Here is a 16,109-nt window from a genome sequence, read left to right on the forward strand (position 1 = left end):
AAGCTTCGTAGGCCGCACGGCGGTGCGGGCGGCATGGCGGCGAGCGCCCACGATTGCGGTCCGGAGCGTTCGCTCCGGACTGCCCCTTCGTCATCTTCGTCACCGCCTTCGGCGGTTCCTTCAGATTCCCTCGGGCGCATCGAGGTTGCTCGCCGCCATGCCGCCCGCACCGCCGTGCTATCTGCGTCTTGGCTTGTTGCGTTGCTAGAGCCGTGTTCAGTGGCGAGTCTTGCGGGGCCCGCTCATTGCGGCCGCCCGGGCGGCCGCAATGAGCATGCGCGCTTGCTTGCGTCGTGATGGGAGCGCTGGCGCGAATGCGACGAGCGGTTTGCTAGTGGTTGTCGCCGTTTTTTGGGGGGCGGTGATGGGCGGCGCGCGTTGGACAGAGGCTTGCGCACGCAGATCCTCTCGCGCGCGCCGCCCATCCGGCGGCGGAGTTGAAATGACGACGTTTGCCGCCTCATGACGCTTCAGTAGGATGGGTGAAGCGAGAACCCCAAGCGTCCAGCGCACGTAGCCCGCGGGCAGATCCGTACGTACTTCACTCATCCTGCCCAATTTCACGCACTCACCACCAGCGCGCAGCGTCATCATCCGACGCGAGACACCGCGTAAGCCCCCAAAGGCCGCCCGCGCGGCCGGCCGGGGGCGGGCCCCGCAAGATCCTCGCCCACCCCCGCCGGTGGCGAAAACGCCAAGCAAACAGCTCGTCTCGGCGATCGTGAAAATTCAACAGACAGAGCACGGCGCGGCAGTGGCCTGCCGGGTGCGGGGCGTCGATAAGCCCGAGGGAATCGGAAGGGAAGGCCGTAGGCCTGGACGACGATGACGACGGGGCAGTCCGGAGCGAAGGCTCCGGACCGCAATCGTTGCCCCGCGCCCGGCAGGCCACTGCCGCGCCGTGCGCCTCAAGAACTCAACGCACACGCAGCAGCAAAAACATCACTGCCGATGATAAACCTCGGCTCCCTTCTTAACGAACTCGATGGACTTCTCCTCCATCCCCTTCTGCAACGCATCCTTCTCGCTAACCCCCTGAGCCGCCGCATAATCCCGCACGTCCTGGGTGATCTTCATCGAGCAGAAATGCGGTCCGCACATCGAGCAGAAGTGCGCCACCTTCATCGAATCCTTCGGCAGCGTTTCGTCGTGGAATTCCTTGGCCGTGTCCGGATCCAGTCCCAGGTTGAACTGGTCGTCCCAGCGGAACTCGAAGCGCGCCTTGGACAGCGCGTTGTCGCGGATTGCCGCGCCCGGGTGGCCCTTGGCCAGGTCCGCTGCGTGGGCTGCGATCTTGTACGTGATGATGCCGTCCTTCACGTCCTTCTTGTTCGGCAGGCCCAGGTGCTCCTTGGGCGTCACATAACAGAGCATCGCCGTGCCGTACCAGCCGATCAGCGCCGCGCCGATGCCCGAGGTGATGTGGTCGTAGCCCGGAGCGATGTCGGTGGTCAGGGGGCCCAGCGTGTAGAACGGCGCCTCGTGGCAGTGTTCCAGCTGCAGCTCCATGTTTTCCTTGATCATCTGCATCGGTACGTGGCCCGGCCCTTCGATCATGACCTGCACGTCATGCTTCCACGCCACCTGCGTCAGTTCGCCCAGCGTCTTCAGCTCGGCGAATTGCGCCTCGTCGTTGGCGTCGTATCCCGAACCCGGGCGCAGGCCGTCGCCCAGCGAGAAGCTGACGTCGTAGGCCTTCATGATTTCGCAGATTTCCTCGAAACGCTCGTACAGGAAACTTTCCTTGTGGTGCGCCAGGCACCACTTGGCCATGATCGAACCGCCGCGCGAGACGATGCCGGTCATGCGGTCGGCCGTCATCGGGATGAACGGCAGACGCACGCCCGCGTGGATGGTGAAGTAGTCCACGCCCTGTTCCGCCTGCTCGATCAGCGTGTCGCGGAAAATCTCCCAGGTCAGGTCCTCGGCCTTGCCGTCGACCTTCTCCAGCGCCTGGTAGATCGGCACGGTGCCGATCGGCACGGGCGAGTTGCGGATGATCCATTCGCGCGTTTCGTGGATGTGCTTGCCGGTGGACAGATCCATGACCGTGTCGCCGCCCCAGCGGATCGCCCAGGTCATCTTTTCCACTTCCTCGCCGATGCCGGAGCTGACGGCGGAGTTGCCGATGTTGGCGTTGATCTTCACCAGGAAGTTGCGGCCGATGGCCATCGGCTCCACTTCAGGGTGGTTGATGTTGGCGGGGATGATGGCGCGGCCGCGCGCGATCTCGTCGCGCACGAACTCGGGCGTGATGGCCGCGGGAATCGAGGCGCCGAAGGACTGGCCGGGATGCTGGCGCAGCAGGCGCTTGACCATCTTTTCGCCATCGGGGCCGCTGTCGCGCAACGTCTGCAGGTAGTGTTCGCGGCGCAGGCTTTCGCGGATCGCCACGTATTCCATTTCCGGCGTGATGATGCCGCGGCGCGCGTAATGCATCTGCGACACGTTGGCGCCCGACTTGGCGCGGCGCGGCGGACGCTGCAGGTCAAAGCGCATGGCCGTCAGCTTGGGATCGGTCAGGCGTTCCTTGCCGTAGTCGCTGGTCGGGCCCGACAGCACTTCCGTGTCGCCGCGCTCTTCGATCCAGCCGCGGCGCAGTTCGGGCAGGCCGCGGCGGATGTCGATCTTGGCTTCGGGGTCGGTGTAGGGGCCGCTGCAGTCATAGACCGTCAGCGGCGGGTTCTTCTCGCCACCGAACATCGTCGGCGTATCGTCCTGCTCGATCTCGCGGAACGGCACGCGGATGTCGGGGCGCGAGCCCACTTCATACACGCGGCGGGATTTGGGCAGCGGTGCGACGGCCGCCGCGTCGACTTCGGCGGTAGCGGCCAGGAATTTGGGATTGGCGTTCATGGAAAGCTCCAAGCGAGTGGTTGGAGCCGATCGGGAAGGAATTCCCGCCGCGCGCGCAAAGACGCATGGCGGGAATACGGCTCCCAGCATCGGCATTATCCGTACTGGTACGAAGGGACTCTCTCAACACGTCCGGCCATGTAGGCGGGACGAGTACCCCTGCGCGAAAGCGAAGTATAGAGGCTGGCGCGCGTTCCGACGAATCGCGGGCTGCTGCGCCGCGTCGGCCGGAGCAGGCGGGAGCTGGTATTACCGCTTTACAATTGGATTCAGACTATGGCGACACCGTCATTCAGGTTCGGTACACTTTTCCCAGTGCCGGGGATGAAGTGCATCGCCTGGTCTTAGTCCACATTAAGAAGGAAACGAGCATGCAACTGACCCTACGCAAATTGGCGCCCGCCCTGGTAGTCGTGACGTTGGCGCTAGCGGGTTGCAAGACCGCCCCGACTAAGACGTCTGGCGACACCGCCACGCCGCAAGCAGGCCAAGAGGCCGCCAAGCCGGCAGCCGCGGCCTCGGTGGACTTCTACCTGGCGCAGAAGCAGCCTGGCGCCGGCATGCGCGAAATCGCGCTGCCTGACGGCAAGCTCTACATGCAGACCGTGCCTGTCCTGACGCGCGCCGACCTCACCGACGCCGCCGCGCTGGTGGACCGCCAGGGTCAGAACTTCGTCGGCCTGCGCTTCTCGGAAGCCGGCGCCCGCAAGCTCAATGACGTCAGCACCAAGAACGTCGGCAACATGCTGGCGCTCGTGATCGACCAGGAACTGGTCGCCGCTCCGCTGATCGGCGAACCGCTGAACCGCGGCGTGCTGGCCTTTGGCGTGGCCTCGGCCCAGGCCGCCTCGGAAATCGCAGCCAAGATCCGCGGCGACGCTGCCGTGCCGCCGGCTGGCGGCGCCGCTCCGGCTCCTGCTGCCAAGCCCTGAACAGCACAGCAAGCGACAAAAAAGCCCGGCATGCCGGGCTTTTTCATGGCCGCGCACAATGCGCGGGGGAAGGTTGATGAGGGCTTGGCGTCTTTTGCGCGGTCCCATGCGCCTAACGGTGCAGGGCGCGTAGCGCGATCTCAGGCTCGTTGGCCACGACTTTCAGCAGAGCAGCAGCTGGTCCGGTAGGAGACCGGCGCTTTTGCTCCCAGTTTTGCAAGGTGCGAACGCTGACCTGCAACGCCGCCGCAAACTCAGCTTGAGACAGCTTGGTCTGTTCGCGCACCCGCTTCACGTCCAGAGGATCAAGCGTGGATATTCTCGAAGGACGCGTCTCTCCCTTGCGTATCGCTGCCGCTTCTTTGAGACTCGCCTTCAAATCGGCGAATAACTGCCTGTCCATTTCACACGTCCTTTACCAACGCCCGCAGTTCAGAAAGTTCCGCTGAGCTCAAGTTGTCCCGCAAGTTCTTTGGGTAGGCCAACAGCATCAGAATCTGGTCGTCATCGGTGAGCCAGTAATAGATCACCCGTATCCCCCCGCTCTTGCCGATTCCCGGCCGCGCGTGGCGCACCTTTCGTATGCCGCCTCCGCCAGGAATCACATGGCCGCAGGCGGGATCCTCCAGCAGCATTTGCTGCAATTCACGATAACCATCATCTGGCAGCAGGGACGTGATTTGCCTGGCAAAGACGCTGGTTTCTATGAAAACCATGATTGGATTGTACGCCAATGGCGTAGTCGAAGTTGCACGTAATACCGCAAGCGCGCGGCGCGGAAAATCGCCGACGACTGTACGTGCTTTACCGGGAGGCAGGGGAGCTACTGCGCAATATCTGTCACTGGGATGCGCTTGGCGGGCGCGCGCTTGCGCGAGGCCGGCAAAGATAGTTTGCGATCAGCCCAGCTTGCGGCCGCGCGTCTTGGCGCCGCGACGGACGAGGATGGTTTTTTCGATGTAGGCCTGCGTGATCGATTCAAGGATCAGGCGGTCGTCGGCCGTGAGCGATTCGAACTGCGAAGGCGAAATGTTGGGGAAGGGCCAGGGCGCCATCGGACGCGGCCGGCCGCCGGGACGCGGCACGGGTTCGGCCACGCCAGGCGCGGGCAGCGTGTTGCTGAGGTCGTAGCCTTCCACGGGAAGTTCCAGCGGGCCCTTGCCGGTTTCCAGCCATTCGACCTCGACCTTCAAGACCTGCGCCAGCTTGCGGGCCGAGCGGCTTGAGTGCCGCAGGCCGCTTTCGTAGCTGCCGATGGCGCTTTGCGAAATGCGCGCAAGACGAGCGAGGTCTTTCTGCGTGTGGCCACGCAGCAGGCGCGCATGCTTCAGTCGGTCTGAGAATGTTTTCACACCGGCGATTGAAGCTTGCTGGTCACGCGCTTTGGTGGTTATAAATATTACTTAAGTGATATTTATCAAAGGTGAGCGCATGGAGCAACGAGGCAGCGTCTTCGTCGTACGGCTCGACGCAACGGCGCGCGAGGATTTCGCCGAGGCTTTGCGTCTGATGCGTTGGCAGGTCCGCGTGTTCGATTCGTCCGCTGCCGTATTGGAACACTTGCAGGCGCAGGGCGCTGATGCCCTGGTACTTTTGGGAGGTATTAAGGGTGTGCCTGGCCTCATCGCCACGCTGCGCCGGGCGGCGCCCGCTGCGGCGGTGCTGTGGCAGGCCGCGGATGCCAGCGCGTCGGATCGCATTGCCGCGCTGGATGCGGGGGCGGACGTCTGTACCCCTGCGGGCATGGACGCGCTGGAATGGGATGCTCTGCTGCGCAATCTGTATCGGCGCGCGCCGTCCACCGCCTTGCCTTGGCGACTAGACCCGCACGTGGGCGCACTGGCGGGACCGGCTGGCGAGTTCCTGCCGTTGACGGTCACCGAGCGCGCTTTTTTTGTCCGCTTGTTGAGCGCGCCGGGCTACTGCCTGCGCCGGGAATGTTTTTTCCCTGCCGGTACGCGCAAGTCCATGGAAGGGGCGCGGCGGGTGGATGTGCTCTTGTCGCGGCTGCGCAGCAAAGCGCGCCGCCTCAATATCGACTTGCCCGTGCTTGCGGTGCGGGGATGGGGCTACATCCTGCTGCCCGAAGGCGCCGCAAGAGGGCAGGGTCTCAGAGCACTACCAGGTTATCCCGATGCATGAGTTCGGGTTCGGTCATGCTGCCCAGGATGCGCGCGATCTGCGACGAAGGCTGTCGCAGGATGCGGCGGGTGTCGGCCGATGAATAGTTGATCAGGCCACGGGCGCATTCGCGGCCCTGGCCGTCCACGCAGGCGACCACGTCGCCACGGCCGAACTCGCCTTCCACCTCGGTCACGCCGATGGGCAGCAGGCTCTTTCCTTCGCGCAGCAGCGCCTGCACGGCGCCGTCATCCAGCACCACGCGTCCGCGCAGGCGCAGGTGATCGGCCAGCCATTGCTTGCGCGCGGACCACACGGGCAGCACGGCGCGCAATTCGCTGCCGATGCACTCGCCTTGGGCCAGGCGCGTAAGCACATTGCGCTCGCGGCCCGATGCGATGACGGTATGCGCGCCGCTATGCGCCGCGCGCTTGGCCGCCAGCACCTTGGTCAGCATGCCGCCGGTGCCGATGCCGCTGCCCGCGCCGCCGGCCATGGCTTCCAGCGCGGGGTCGCCTGCCTGGGCATGCGACATGAACTTGGCGTCGGGATTCTTGCGCGGATCGGAGTCGTACAGGCCGCGTTGATCGGTCAGGATGATCAGCGTGTCGGCTTCGATCAGATTGGTGACCAGCGCGCCCAGGGTGTCGTTGTCGCCCAGCCGGATTTCGTCGGTGACGACCGTGTCGTTTTCGTTCACGATCGGCACCACGCCCAGGCGCAGCAGGGCGAACAGCGTGCTGCGCGCGTTCAGGTAGCGGTGGCGGTCGGCCAGGTCTTCGTGCGTCAGCAGGATTTGCGCGGTGCGCAGGCCGTATTCGGCGAAGGCCGCTTCGTAGGCCTGGCACAGGCCCATCTGGCCCACGGCCGCGGCTGCCTGCAGTTCGTGCATGACCGACGGGCGTTTGCGCCAGCCCAGGCGCGCCATGCCTTCGGCGATGGCGCCGCTGGAGACCAGCACGATCTGCTTGCCCTGCTTGTGCAGGGCGGCGATCTGCGCGGCCCAGTGCGCCACGGCGGCGCGGTCCAGGCCTCGGCCTTCGTTGGTGACCAGCGACGAGCCGACTTTGGCGACGAGACGCTGGGCGTTGGTGACGACGGAAACGGCGGGTGTTTCAGCAGACATGATGGCGGCCGGCTGCGGCGAGAAAAAGGCGTAATCGTAAGGACTGCGATTATGGCTTATTCGTCGTCGCCGCGCGGCGCGGGGCGCTGGTCGGCGGTCGAGCGCTTGTCGTCGAAGCGCGGGTCCGGCGCGACATAGTTCTCTTCGGCCTGGTCTTGCGACAGGTGTTCCTTTTCGCGTTCGGCGTCCAGGTAGTCCTGCAGCGCATAGATCAGGTCTTGCGTGCCTTCGCCCGACAGGCCGGAAATGCCGAACACCGGGCCCTTCCAGTCGTAGAGTTCAAGGAAGCGGCGCTTGGTGTCCTCGGGATCGGGCACCATGTCCAGCTTGTTCAGGACCAGCCAGCGCGGCTTGGCGGCCAGTTCCGGATCGTAGCGGCGCAGTTCCTCGACGATGGCGCGCGCGTCGACCACGGCCTGCTCGACCGGATCCGCGTCCGGGTCGGGCGTGGAGACGTCCACCAGATGCAGCAGCACGCGGGTGCGCGCCAGGTGGCGCAGGAACAGGTGGCCCAGGCCGGCGCCTTCGGAGGCGCCTTCGATCAGGCCGGGAATGTCGGCCACGACGAAGCTGCGCGACGGCGAGGTGCGCACCACGCCCAGGTTGGGGTGCAGCGTGGTGAAGGGGTAGTCCGCGATCTTCGGCTTGGCATTGGAAATGCGCGTGATCAGCGTGGACTTGCCGGCGTTGGGCAGGCCCAGCAGGCCCACGTCCGCAAGCACCTTCAGTTCCATGCGCAGGTAGCGGTGTTCGCCTTCCTTGCCGGGCGTCCACTGGCGGGGCGCGCGGTTCACGCTCGACTTGAAATGGATATTGCCCATGCCGCCCTGGCCGCCTGCGGCCAGCACCACCTTCTGGTCGTGCTGGTTGAGGTCGAACAGGATTTCGCCGGTGTCGGCGTCATGGATGATGGTGCCCACCGGCACGCGCAGCGTGATGTCCGGAGCGGCCGCGCCGTACTGGTCCGAGCCGCGGCCGTTTTCGCCGTTCTTGGCGCGGTGCAGGCGCGCATAGCGGTAGTCGATCAGCGTGTTGATATTGCGGTCAGCCACGGCGTAGATGGTGCCGCCGCGTCCGCCGTCGCCGCCGTCCGGGCCGCCTCTGGGAATGAATTTTTCGCGGCGAAAGCTCGCCACGCCATTGCCGCCTTTGCCGGCGACGACTTCGATGGTGGCTTCGTCTACGAATTTCATGATGTCCGCGCGTGTAGTGGTAAGGAGTGGGGCGGGGCCGTCATTCGGCGCCGCCGGGAGGCAGGGGCCGGAACCGTCCGGCTGCTGCCCGAAATCTGGAAAAGCTTAAAACAAAAAAGCCCTGCCGCATGCGACAGGGCTTTTGCCGTTCTGGAACGCGGCGAACCGCGTTGCTGACCGTGCTGGTCCGATTACTCGGCAGCGACGATCGAAACGGTCTGCTTGTTCAACGCGCCCTTGAAGCCGAATTGAACCTTGCCGTCGATCAGCGCGAACAGGGTGTGATCCTTGCCCATGCCGACGTTCACGCCAGCGTGGAAGCGCGTGCCGCGCTGACGCACGATGATCGAACCAGCGGGAATCAATTCGCCGCCGAATGCCTTGACGCCCAGACGCTTCGATTCTGAGTCGCGTCCGTTCCGCGTAGAGCCGCCGCCCTTTTTCTGTGCCATGTTTAGCTCCTGCTAAGTGGTACCGAGTCGCTTCTTAAGCCGTGATGGCTTCGATGCGGATTTCGGTGTAGTTCTGACGGTGGCCCTGACGCTTCTGGTAGTGCTTGCGACGGCGCATCTTGAAGATCTTGACCTTGTCGTGGCGGCCTTGCGCAAGAACCGTTGCCTTGACCACGGCGCCGGAGACGAGGGGCGTGCCAACTTTCAGTTGGTCGCCTTCGCCCACGGACAGCACTTGGTCCAGGGTGATTTCTTGCCCAATGTCTGCCGGTATCTGTTCTATCTTGAGTTTTTCGCCAGCGGCAACGCGATACTGCTTGCCACCGGTTTTTACGACCGCGTACATGGGGGATTCCTTAAATAGGTAAATGGGTTCATCTGCGCTGCCTGCCCTGCTGGGCGGGATTGCCGCTCTGGCGGGCGCTTTCTTCTCCTGGCGCCAGAGCCTGGCAAGAGAGGGAAAGGCCTTGATGCCTGGGAAAGCAGAACCTTCCTTGGCACCCAGAGGGGTGACGCAAATGCAACCGACGTAATTCGGGCATTGCTGACCGAATCCGGAATATTAGCCCGGGACTTTCATAAAGTCAAAAAGCCGTTGCAGGCTAAGGGCTTAGGTGTCGCATGCGCGCTTCAAGCGCCGGGGATCACCCGCAGGGCGATGTCCCGCGCCACGAGGCGGATGCCCGCAATGACGTCATGGCGGTGCGTCTCGTCCAGCCGGTCGGTGGGGATCGACGTGCTGACGGCCACCCGCTTGCCCTGCGGCGTCATGCCCACGTAGGCGGCATAGCAGACCAGGCCTGACGCCACTTCCTCCAGATCCTGTGCGAGGCCTGTGCTGCGCACCTGGGCCAGTTCCTGATCGAGCGCGGCGCGGGTGGCGAGGCTGCGCTCGGTGACGCGCGGCAGCGCATCCGGCACGCGGGCGGCCAGGTCTTCGGGCGGCAGGCTGGCCAGCAACGCCTTGCCCAGCGCGCAGGCGTGCGCCGGCAGGCGCAGGCCCAGGTCCGACACCAGCCGCACCGGGCGGCGCGCGTCTTCGCGGGCCAGGTAGACCACGTCGAAGCCATCCAGCGTCGCCAGTTGCACCACTTCGTTGTGCCGCGCCACGAAAGCGCCCGCGGCCGCCTGGAACGCCGCCTGCAGTCCGTCCTGGCGCAGATAGGCATGGCCCAGCGCCATCAGTTCGATGCCGATGACGTAGCCGCCATCACGGCGCTCGATCCAGCGGCGCTGTTCCAGGCAATCCAGCAGCAGATAGAGGGTGCTGCGGGCGAGCTGGCAGGATTCGGCCAGTTCGGATGCCTTGACCGGCGTGTTGCGGCCGGCCAGCACTTGCAGGATGTCGTGCGTGCGGCGGATGGCGGGGACGTCGTGTACGGTTGCCATGCTCTATTTGTCCAACATATTGGACATAAATTCATGATGTTGGACATGATAATGGAAGTCTCCTAGACTGCCCCGCACATCATTCGAACAAGGCGAGGAGACTCATGGACCAAGCAAAGGCGCTGCCCGTCGATCTGGAACAGGCGTTGCTGGTGGGGCGGGTGTGGAGGCCGAGGCATGGTCCCAGCGTCGTGGCGGTGCGCCGCGGCGAGGTGATCGACATCACGGCGGCCGCGTCCACTATGGCGGACCTGCTGGACCGTCCCGACCGCGTGGCGCTCGCCGCCAGCGCCGCCGGCGAGTCGCTGGGCGATGTGCATGCCCTGATGGCAGCCAGCCTGGCAGGCCGGGAGGGCTTGCGCCTGCTGGCGCCTTGCGACTTGCAGCCCGTCAAGGCGGCGGGCGTCACCTTCGCCATCAGCCTGCTGGAACGCATGATCGAGGAAGAGGCCGGCGGCGATGCCAGCCGCGCCGAGGAAATCCGCGTCCGCATGCAGGCGCTGATCGGCTCGGACCTGTCCCGCCTGCGGCCGGGCTCGCCCGAAGCTGCCAAACTGAAGGCCGAGCTGACCGAGCGCGGCCAGTGGTCGCAATACCTGGAGGTGGGCATAGGTCCGGACGCCGAGATTTTCTCCAAGGCGCCGCCCATGGCGTCGGTGGGGACGGGTGCGCATATCGGCGTGCTGCCCGAATCCCGCTGGAACAATCCCGAACCCGAGATCGTGCTGGCGGTGGACAGTCGCGGCGAGGTCGTCGGCGCCACGTTGGGCAACGACGTCAACCTGCGCGACATCGAAGGCCGCAGCGCATTGTTGCTGACCAAGGCCAAGGACAACAACGGCTCTTGCGCCATCGGTCCCTTCATTCGCCTGTTCGACGGGGACTTCAGCCTGGACAGCGTGCGCCAGGCCGATGTGTCCTTGCGCATCGAGGGCCTGGACGGCTTCGTGCTGGACGGCGTGAGCCACATGCGCGAGATCAGCCGCGATCCGCTGGACCTGGCGCGCCAGGCCTGCGGCAAGCATCATCAGTACCCGGACGGCTTCATGCTGTTCCTGGGCACCATGTTCTCGCCCACCCAGGACCGCATGGGCCCGGGCACCGGCTTCACCCACAAGCTGGGCGACCGCGTCGTGATCGCGTCCGAGCGCCTGGGCGCGCTGGTCAACGAAGTGCGTCTGGCTACCGAGATCGAGCCCTGGACCTTCGGGGTGCGCGCACTTTACGCCAGCCTGGCCGCGCGCGGCCTGCCGAGGCAAGGCGCCTGATCCGCCGCAGGACGGCGCCGGGCAGGGGCGCGCTCCGGGGCGCCACCCCTGCCGGCGATTCCGCCAGGATGACGGCTCGCGTCCGTCACTCCCCGTATAATCCTTGGTCGAATCCTCCCGCCGTCTGCGGCGGGCCCAGCGGTAAGAGCCGGCGCGCGTTCACGCCGCGGCTCGTTTCACTCTCCCGGATACGTCTTGAATCTCCCCGAGCTTGTTGCCCCCATTGCAGACGATATGAAAGCCGTCGACGCGGTCATCCGCGAGCGGCTGAATTCCGAGGTGGTCCTGATCCGCACGATCGGCGACTACATCATAGGCGCGGGCGGCAAGCGCATGCGCCCGGCCATGGTACTGATGGTGGCGCGCGCGCTGGGCTACGAGGGCACGCACCACCAGCTGCTGGCCGCCGTGGTTGAGTTCATCCACACCGCGACCCTGCTGCACGACGACGTGGTCGACGAATCCGACCTGCGCCGCGGGCGTGAAACCGCCAACGCGGTCTTCGGTAACGCCGCCAGCGTGCTGGTGGGCGACTACCTGTATTCGCGCTCCTTCGAGATGATGGTGGAAGCGAACTCGATGCGCGTCATGAGCATCCTGTCCGAAGCCACCACGGTGATCGCCGAGGGCGAGGTGCTGCAGCTGCTGAACGTGCATGATCCGGACGTCTCGCAGGAGCGCTATCTGCAAGTGGTGCGCTACAAGACCGCCAAGCTGTTCGAGGCCGCCGCCCAGGTGGGCGCCGTGCTGGCGGGCGCCACCCCCGAGCAGGAAGCCGCCGCGGCCGCCTATGGCCGCCACGTGGGCACCGCCTTCCAGTTGGTGGATGACGTGCTGGACTACAGCGGCGACGCCGCCGCCCTGGGCAAGAACGTGGGCGACGACCTGCGCGAGGGCAAGCCCACGCTGCCGCTGATCCGCGTGATGGAAGTGGGCACGCCGGAACAGCAGCAATTGATCCGCGACGCCATCAAGACCGGCGACGCCGACTTCGCCGCCGTGGCCGCCGCCATCCAGGCTACCGATGCCCTGGAACACGCCCGCCAGGCCGCCGTGGCCGAAGCGGATCTGGCCCGAAAAGCACTTTCTGCTTACCCCATTTCCCCTTTTCAGAAATCTCTGTTAGAATTCTGCGCTTTCGCGGTGAACAGAGATCGCTAAGCGAATTAGGCGAAAAATCTGGGGCAACCCAGGTGTTGGGAAAACCCGGATGGGAACGCCCGGTGGCCTGAAACGTGGCGGTTGATAGTGAAAGCGAAAGATGATTTGGTTGCACTGAGCGCAGCGAAGTCAGTAGTAGTAGTAGTAGTAAGACTCGGGGCGTAGCTCAGCCTGGTAGAGTACTGCGTTCGGGACGCAGGAGTCGGAGGTTCGAATCCTCTCGCCCCGACCACTCATGTGGTCGAATTCATGAAGGTGTTTCCCGACGCCTTTGGCTGAAAGCCGGTATCGCGCAAGCGTTGCCGGCTTTTTTGCATTTGCGTGTCGGATTCAGTCATCCCGCCGTCATTCCGCGTCTCTAGACTCCCGCCTTTTTCGAACAGGCAGCAGAGATGACGAAGGACAGCAAGCACGGCCAGGGTGATACGCAGATCGTGGAGCAGGCGGCGGATGCCTTGCCGCAGGCGCCCGACAACCGGCGGCGCAGCTTGCTGCGCGCCGGCTTGGGCGTGACGCTGTTGCCCATGGGCGGCAGTTTCCTGCTCAGCGGCTGCAATGGCGACGATGACGATGATGATGACGGCGATGGCGGCACGGGCAAGCCTCAGCCGGCCCTGGTGTCGAGCTTTGCGCTGGCGGTGCTGCCGGATACGCAGTTCTATTCTCGCTACGCGACCGACGCCGAGAACCAGCAGTTCATGCGCAAGTACGGCAGCGAGCCCTACCAGGCGCAGACGCGCTGGGTGGCCGAGCACGCCAAGGCGCTCAACATTCCCTTCCTGGTCCATCTGGGCGACGTGGTCGACCAGCAGGGCAAGCCCGACCAGTGGAAGGTGGCCAGCGCCGCGATGAAGGTGCTGGAAGACGCCAAGGTGCCGTACTCGATCCTGGCGGGCAACCACGACGTGATCGTCGACCGCGACTATGTCGACGAGAGCAGCCAGTCGGCCAATACCGACGCGCAGCGCGACCTGGCCAAGGAACCCTACCTGCAGCATTTCAGCGTCACGCGCGCCAAGCAGCAGGCCACCTTCGGCGGCCGCGACGCCAGCGGCTTTCACGAGTACCACGTGTTCGAGGCCGAAGGGCAGAAGTTCCTGGTGCTGTCGCTGTCCTGGCGCGCATCGAATGACGCGCTGGCCTGGGCCAACCAGGTGCTGCGCGCCAATCCCACGCTGCCCGCCATTCTGATCAACCACCAGCTGCTGAACATCGACAAGGATGGCGTCAGCCCACTGGAAGTGCCCTACGGCAAGATGCTGTGGGACAAGTTGATCCGCGACAACGATCAGATCTTCATGACGCTCAACGGCCACTACCATGGCGCCACCCGCCTGACCAAGACCAACGCCTATGGCAACGCGGTGGAGGAGATGGTGGTGGATTACCAGATGGCCTACCAGGGCGGCAACGGCCTGATGCGTCTGTACGAATTCGATCTGGGCAACAACGAGATCCGCGTGCTGTCTTTCTCGCCCTGGGTGCCGCAGAAGCCCAAGGACACGCTCAACGCATTTGACCAGGCGGTGCTGACCGCGCCCAACGAGCAGTTCACCATCAAGATGGACTTCGCCAGCCGCTTCTCCGGCTTCAACAAGACGTTCAAGGCGGCGGCGCCCTCGCATACCTCGCTGGTCGAACAGGCCTCGGCGCTGATCCTGGCCAACTACACGGATCCCACGACCGTCGAACAGAAGCCGGCCGCGGACGTCAACGACTACCCGCTGGTGGCGGGGACGCTGGCGCACTGGCGCTTCTTCGGCGGGCAGGCCGGCCTGTCCGTCAAGGTGGGCGAGACCGTCGCGGATCTGACCGGCCTGAATCCGATCCGCCGCGCGGCGCTCAACATAGACGGCGTGGCGGGCGCGCAGGAAGGCGACCTGCTGTGGTCGGACGATCACCATTACCTGTCCGCCGCGCCCGGTTCAGTGCGGTTCCTGAACACCGATAAGAACACCGCGCGCATGAGTTACTTCACCACCGAAGCCACTGCGGCGATCAACGGCGCCACGGTGCCCAACGGCTACACGGTCGAGGCGTTCCTGAAGATCGACCGGGACTGGAGCGCGCAGAAGCACGCCTGGATGAACGTGATGACGCGCGACGGCAAGCGCGGCGATCTGGCCGGGTTCAATGGCGGCGACCCGGAATCCCCGCCCTTGATCTTCGCCGTGTCCAGCTTGCGCGAGATCCAGTGGGAAATCGTGCCGGTCGTGGCGGGTGAGCGCGGCGGCAAGACCAACTGGTCGGGCGAGATCATCGCGGACAAATGGTTCCACGTCGCGGTGGTCAACGACGCCGACACGCACGAGACCATTCTGTACATCGAGGGCGCGCCGGTATTGCGCAACGTCAGCAATGCGCCGGGCCTGGCGACGCTGGCCGCCGACATGCCCTGGGTGATCGGAGCGGGTTCGTGGGACGGCGAACGCGCCGACGGCTTCTTCGGCAGCATCGGCGAGATACGCATCGTGGATAAGGCGCTCAAGCCCGCGCAATGGCTGACCGCGCGCCGCGCGAGCTAGCGCGTCATGCGGGACGCGCGCGACGCGTCCCGCAGGTGTTCAGCGTGGCGCCGCCGCGTCAGCCGCCTCGGCCCGCAGGCACTCGATCAAATCCCGCATCCGCGGCGACAAATCCAGGCTGTGGTGCCGCACGATGCCCAGCGGGCCGAATACGGGAGGCAGCTCGATATCCAGAACGGCAACGCCGCCGCTGCCGGCCGGGTGGCGTGCGACGCAACGGGGCAGCAGCGACAGCAGGTCGCTGCTGGCCATCAGCATCATATTGTTCAGGGCCGAGGCCGATTCGATGCGCGACGGCGGGTACTGGCCGTGACGCTGCAGCAGCATGTCCAGGCCGATGCGCGCCGGGCTGCCGCGCGGCGGCATGATCCACGGATAGGCCGCCAGTTGCGCCCAGGAGACCTGGGCCACGTCCGCCAGCGGATGTCCGCTGCGCGCGCATACGCACATCGGCTCTTCGTACAGCACTTGCGTCAGGGTATCGGGCGTGCGCACGGCGGCGCCCATGCGCGCCACCAGCAGGTCCAGCTTGCGGGTGTGCAGGTCTGGCATCAGCGCTTCCAGTGAACCCTCGCGCACCAGCACATTGACATTGGCCGCCTGTTGCTCGAAACGCAGCAGCGCGCGCGGCACCAGGTAGGCCGCCGCCGCCGAGTTGACGCCGACATGGATGGTTTCCGCGTCGAGGCCGGGCGCGGCGGACCATTCGCCGCTCATGCGTTCCAGGTCACCCAGCACCCAGCGGGCGTGACGGATCAGGGAGTCGCCATGGGGCGTGGGGAAGGTGCCCTTCGGGGTCCGGTCGAACAGCCGGGCGCCCAGCATGTCCTCCAGTTCCGCGAGCATGCGCGACACCGCTGGCTGGGTGGTGGCCATGCGTTGCGCCGCCACGCCGACGTTGTGGACTTCGTCCAGCAATAGCATGAGTTGCAGGTGGCGCAGGCGCAGCCGGCCACGCAGATACCAGTCTTGCTGCAGGGGAGCGATGGTGTCGGGAGGGTTCATCTCTACATATCAACTCTGATATGGAAAGTGAAAAATATATCATTGGACTGGAATGATGGGCTGGCCGATGATGATTGCCAG

15 protein-coding genes and 1 tRNA gene are annotated in these 16,109 nt (G+C 65.1%); 6 read left to right on the forward strand and 10 right to left on the reverse strand.

The window, feature by feature from the left end:
- Positions 1-942: 942 nt before the first annotated feature.
- Positions 943-2,856 (reverse strand): phosphomethylpyrimidine synthase ThiC, encoded by a 1,914-nt coding sequence (gene thiC, locus AC1RHV_RS25695; RefSeq protein ID WP_175160793.1) that lies wholly within the window; start codon positions 2,854-2,856, stop codon positions 943-945.
- Between the two features lie 371 nt (positions 2,857-3,227).
- Between thiC and AC1RHV_RS25700 the strand changes: the two genes are divergently transcribed.
- Positions 3,228-3,788, forward strand: a complete 561-nt coding sequence (locus tag AC1RHV_RS25700) for a SecDF P1 head subdomain-containing protein (RefSeq protein ID WP_054457711.1) — start codon at positions 3,228-3,230, stop codon at positions 3,786-3,788.
- A 112-nt stretch (positions 3,789-3,900) separates the two neighbouring features.
- Here AC1RHV_RS25700 and nadS read toward each other — a convergent pair whose 3' ends face one another.
- From nadS to AC1RHV_RS25715, 3 genes are all read right to left on the reverse strand, one after another.
- The gene (gene nadS, locus AC1RHV_RS25705) at positions 3,901-4,191 is read right to left on the reverse strand and encodes a NadS family protein (RefSeq protein ID WP_119450206.1); all 291 of its coding nucleotides are present in this window, start codon (positions 4,189-4,191) and stop codon (positions 3,901-3,903) included.
- A 1-nt stretch (position 4,192) separates the two neighbouring features.
- Positions 4,193-4,504: a type II toxin-antitoxin system RelE/ParE family toxin gene (locus AC1RHV_RS25710; RefSeq protein ID WP_175182050.1), complete on the reverse strand. Its 312-nt coding sequence runs from the start codon at positions 4,502-4,504 to the stop codon at positions 4,193-4,195.
- 183 nt (positions 4,505-4,687) lie between these two features.
- Positions 4,688-5,140 carry a helix-turn-helix domain-containing protein gene (locus AC1RHV_RS25715; RefSeq protein ID WP_054457708.1) on the reverse strand — a complete coding sequence of 151 codons (453 nt, stop codon included), beginning with the start codon at positions 5,138-5,140 and terminating at the stop codon, positions 4,688-4,690.
- A 79-nt stretch (positions 5,141-5,219) separates the two neighbouring features.
- On the opposite strand from AC1RHV_RS25715, the gene AC1RHV_RS25720 reads away from it, so the two are divergent.
- Positions 5,220-5,930 (forward strand): response regulator transcription factor, encoded by a 711-nt coding sequence (locus AC1RHV_RS25720; RefSeq protein ID WP_175160797.1) that lies wholly within the window; start codon positions 5,220-5,222, stop codon positions 5,928-5,930.
- Here AC1RHV_RS25720 and proB read toward each other — a convergent pair.
- The 5 genes from proB to AC1RHV_RS25745 all read right to left on the reverse strand — a co-directional run bounded on the left by proB (position 5,899) and on the right by AC1RHV_RS25745 (position 10,069).
- Positions 5,899-7,035: a glutamate 5-kinase gene (proB, locus tag AC1RHV_RS25725; protein ID WP_054457706.1), complete on the reverse strand. Its 1,137-nt coding sequence runs from the start codon at positions 7,033-7,035 to the stop codon at positions 5,899-5,901. The two genes, AC1RHV_RS25720 and proB, sit on opposite strands and share 32 nt — an antisense overlap.
- Before the next feature lie 56 nt (positions 7,036-7,091).
- The gene (obgE, locus tag AC1RHV_RS25730) at positions 7,092-8,228 is read right to left on the reverse strand and encodes a GTPase ObgE (RefSeq protein WP_054457705.1); all 1,137 of its coding nucleotides are present in this window, start codon (positions 8,226-8,228) and stop codon (positions 7,092-7,094) included.
- A gap of 191 nt (positions 8,229-8,419) precedes the next feature.
- Complete coding sequence (gene rpmA / locus AC1RHV_RS25735; protein ID WP_006216229.1) at positions 8,420-8,680, reverse strand: 50S ribosomal protein L27; 261 nt, start codon at positions 8,678-8,680, stop codon at positions 8,420-8,422.
- Between the two features lie 34 nt (positions 8,681-8,714).
- A complete protein-coding gene (gene rplU, locus AC1RHV_RS25740) occupies positions 8,715-9,026 on the reverse strand; it encodes a 50S ribosomal protein L21 (RefSeq protein WP_006216228.1) in 312 nt (103 codons plus the stop codon).
- A gap of 284 nt (positions 9,027-9,310) precedes the next feature.
- Positions 9,311-10,069 (reverse strand): IclR family transcriptional regulator, encoded by a 759-nt coding sequence (locus AC1RHV_RS25745; RefSeq protein ID WP_492302232.1) that lies wholly within the window; start codon positions 10,067-10,069, stop codon positions 9,311-9,313.
- 104 nt (positions 10,070-10,173) lie between these two features.
- Between AC1RHV_RS25745 and AC1RHV_RS25750 the strand changes: the two genes are divergently transcribed.
- From AC1RHV_RS25750 to AC1RHV_RS25765, 4 genes are all read left to right on the forward strand, one after another.
- Positions 10,174-11,337 carry a fumarylacetoacetate hydrolase family protein gene (locus AC1RHV_RS25750; protein WP_492302233.1) on the forward strand — a complete coding sequence of 388 codons (1,164 nt, stop codon included), beginning with the start codon at positions 10,174-10,176 and terminating at the stop codon, positions 11,335-11,337.
- A gap of 195 nt (positions 11,338-11,532) precedes the next feature.
- Positions 11,533-12,498, forward strand: coding sequence for an octaprenyl diphosphate synthase (gene ispB, locus AC1RHV_RS25755; protein WP_054457702.1), 966 nt, complete (start codon positions 11,533-11,535; stop codon positions 12,496-12,498).
- A gap of 155 nt (positions 12,499-12,653) precedes the next feature.
- Positions 12,654-12,730: transfer RNA gene (locus tag AC1RHV_RS25760), tRNA-Pro, on the forward strand.
- Positions 12,731-12,890: 160 nt separating this feature from the next.
- A complete protein-coding gene (locus AC1RHV_RS25765) occupies positions 12,891-15,023 on the forward strand; it encodes a laminin G domain-containing metallophosphoesterase family protein (protein ID WP_492302234.1) in 2,133 nt (710 codons plus the stop codon).
- A gap of 39 nt (positions 15,024-15,062) precedes the next feature.
- Here the strand turns inward: AC1RHV_RS25765 and AC1RHV_RS25770 are convergent, their stop codons facing one another.
- Positions 15,063-16,028 carry a LysR family transcriptional regulator gene (locus AC1RHV_RS25770; protein WP_175213049.1) on the reverse strand — a complete coding sequence of 322 codons (966 nt, stop codon included), beginning with the start codon at positions 16,026-16,028 and terminating at the stop codon, positions 15,063-15,065.
- Positions 16,029-16,109: the final 81 nt, after the last annotated feature.

This window comes from Achromobacter sp. GW823-FHT04E03 (assembly GCF_058796095.1).

Excerpts from the sequence above, each read along its gene's own strand:
- thiC (WP_175160793.1), bottom strand. The coding sequence starts at position 2,856 with ATGAACGCCAATCCCAAATTCCTGGCCGCTACCGCCGAAGTCGACGCG.
- AC1RHV_RS25700 (WP_054457711.1), top strand. The coding sequence starts at position 3,228 with ATGCAACTGACCCTACGCAAATTGGCGCCCGCCCTGGTAGTCGTGACG.
- nadS (WP_119450206.1), bottom strand. The coding sequence starts at position 4,191 with ATGGACAGGCAGTTATTCGCCGATTTGAAGGCGAGTCTCAAAGAAGCG.
- AC1RHV_RS25710 (WP_175182050.1), bottom strand. The coding sequence starts at position 4,504 with ATGGTTTTCATAGAAACCAGCGTCTTTGCCAGGCAAATCACGTCCCTG.
- AC1RHV_RS25720 (WP_175160797.1), top strand. The coding sequence starts at position 5,220 with ATGGAGCAACGAGGCAGCGTCTTCGTCGTACGGCTCGACGCAACGGCG.
- proB (WP_054457706.1), bottom strand. The coding sequence starts at position 7,035 with ATGTCTGCTGAAACACCCGCCGTTTCCGTCGTCACCAACGCCCAGCGT.
- obgE (WP_054457705.1), bottom strand. The coding sequence starts at position 8,228 with ATGAAATTCGTAGACGAAGCCACCATCGAAGTCGTCGCCGGCAAAGGC.
- rpmA (WP_006216229.1), bottom strand. The coding sequence starts at position 8,680 with ATGGCACAGAAAAAGGGCGGCGGCTCTACGCGGAACGGACGCGACTCA.
- rplU (WP_006216228.1), bottom strand. The coding sequence starts at position 9,026 with ATGTACGCGGTCGTAAAAACCGGTGGCAAGCAGTATCGCGTTGCCGCT.
- AC1RHV_RS25745 (WP_492302232.1), bottom strand. The coding sequence starts at position 10,069 with ATGGCAACCGTACACGACGTCCCCGCCATCCGCCGCACGCACGACATC.
- AC1RHV_RS25750 (WP_492302233.1), top strand. The coding sequence starts at position 10,174 with ATGGACCAAGCAAAGGCGCTGCCCGTCGATCTGGAACAGGCGTTGCTG.
- AC1RHV_RS25765 (WP_492302234.1), top strand. The coding sequence starts at position 12,891 with ATGACGAAGGACAGCAAGCACGGCCAGGGTGATACGCAGATCGTGGAG.
- AC1RHV_RS25770 (WP_175213049.1), bottom strand. The coding sequence starts at position 16,028 with ATGAACCCTCCCGACACCATCGCTCCCCTGCAGCAAGACTGGTATCTG.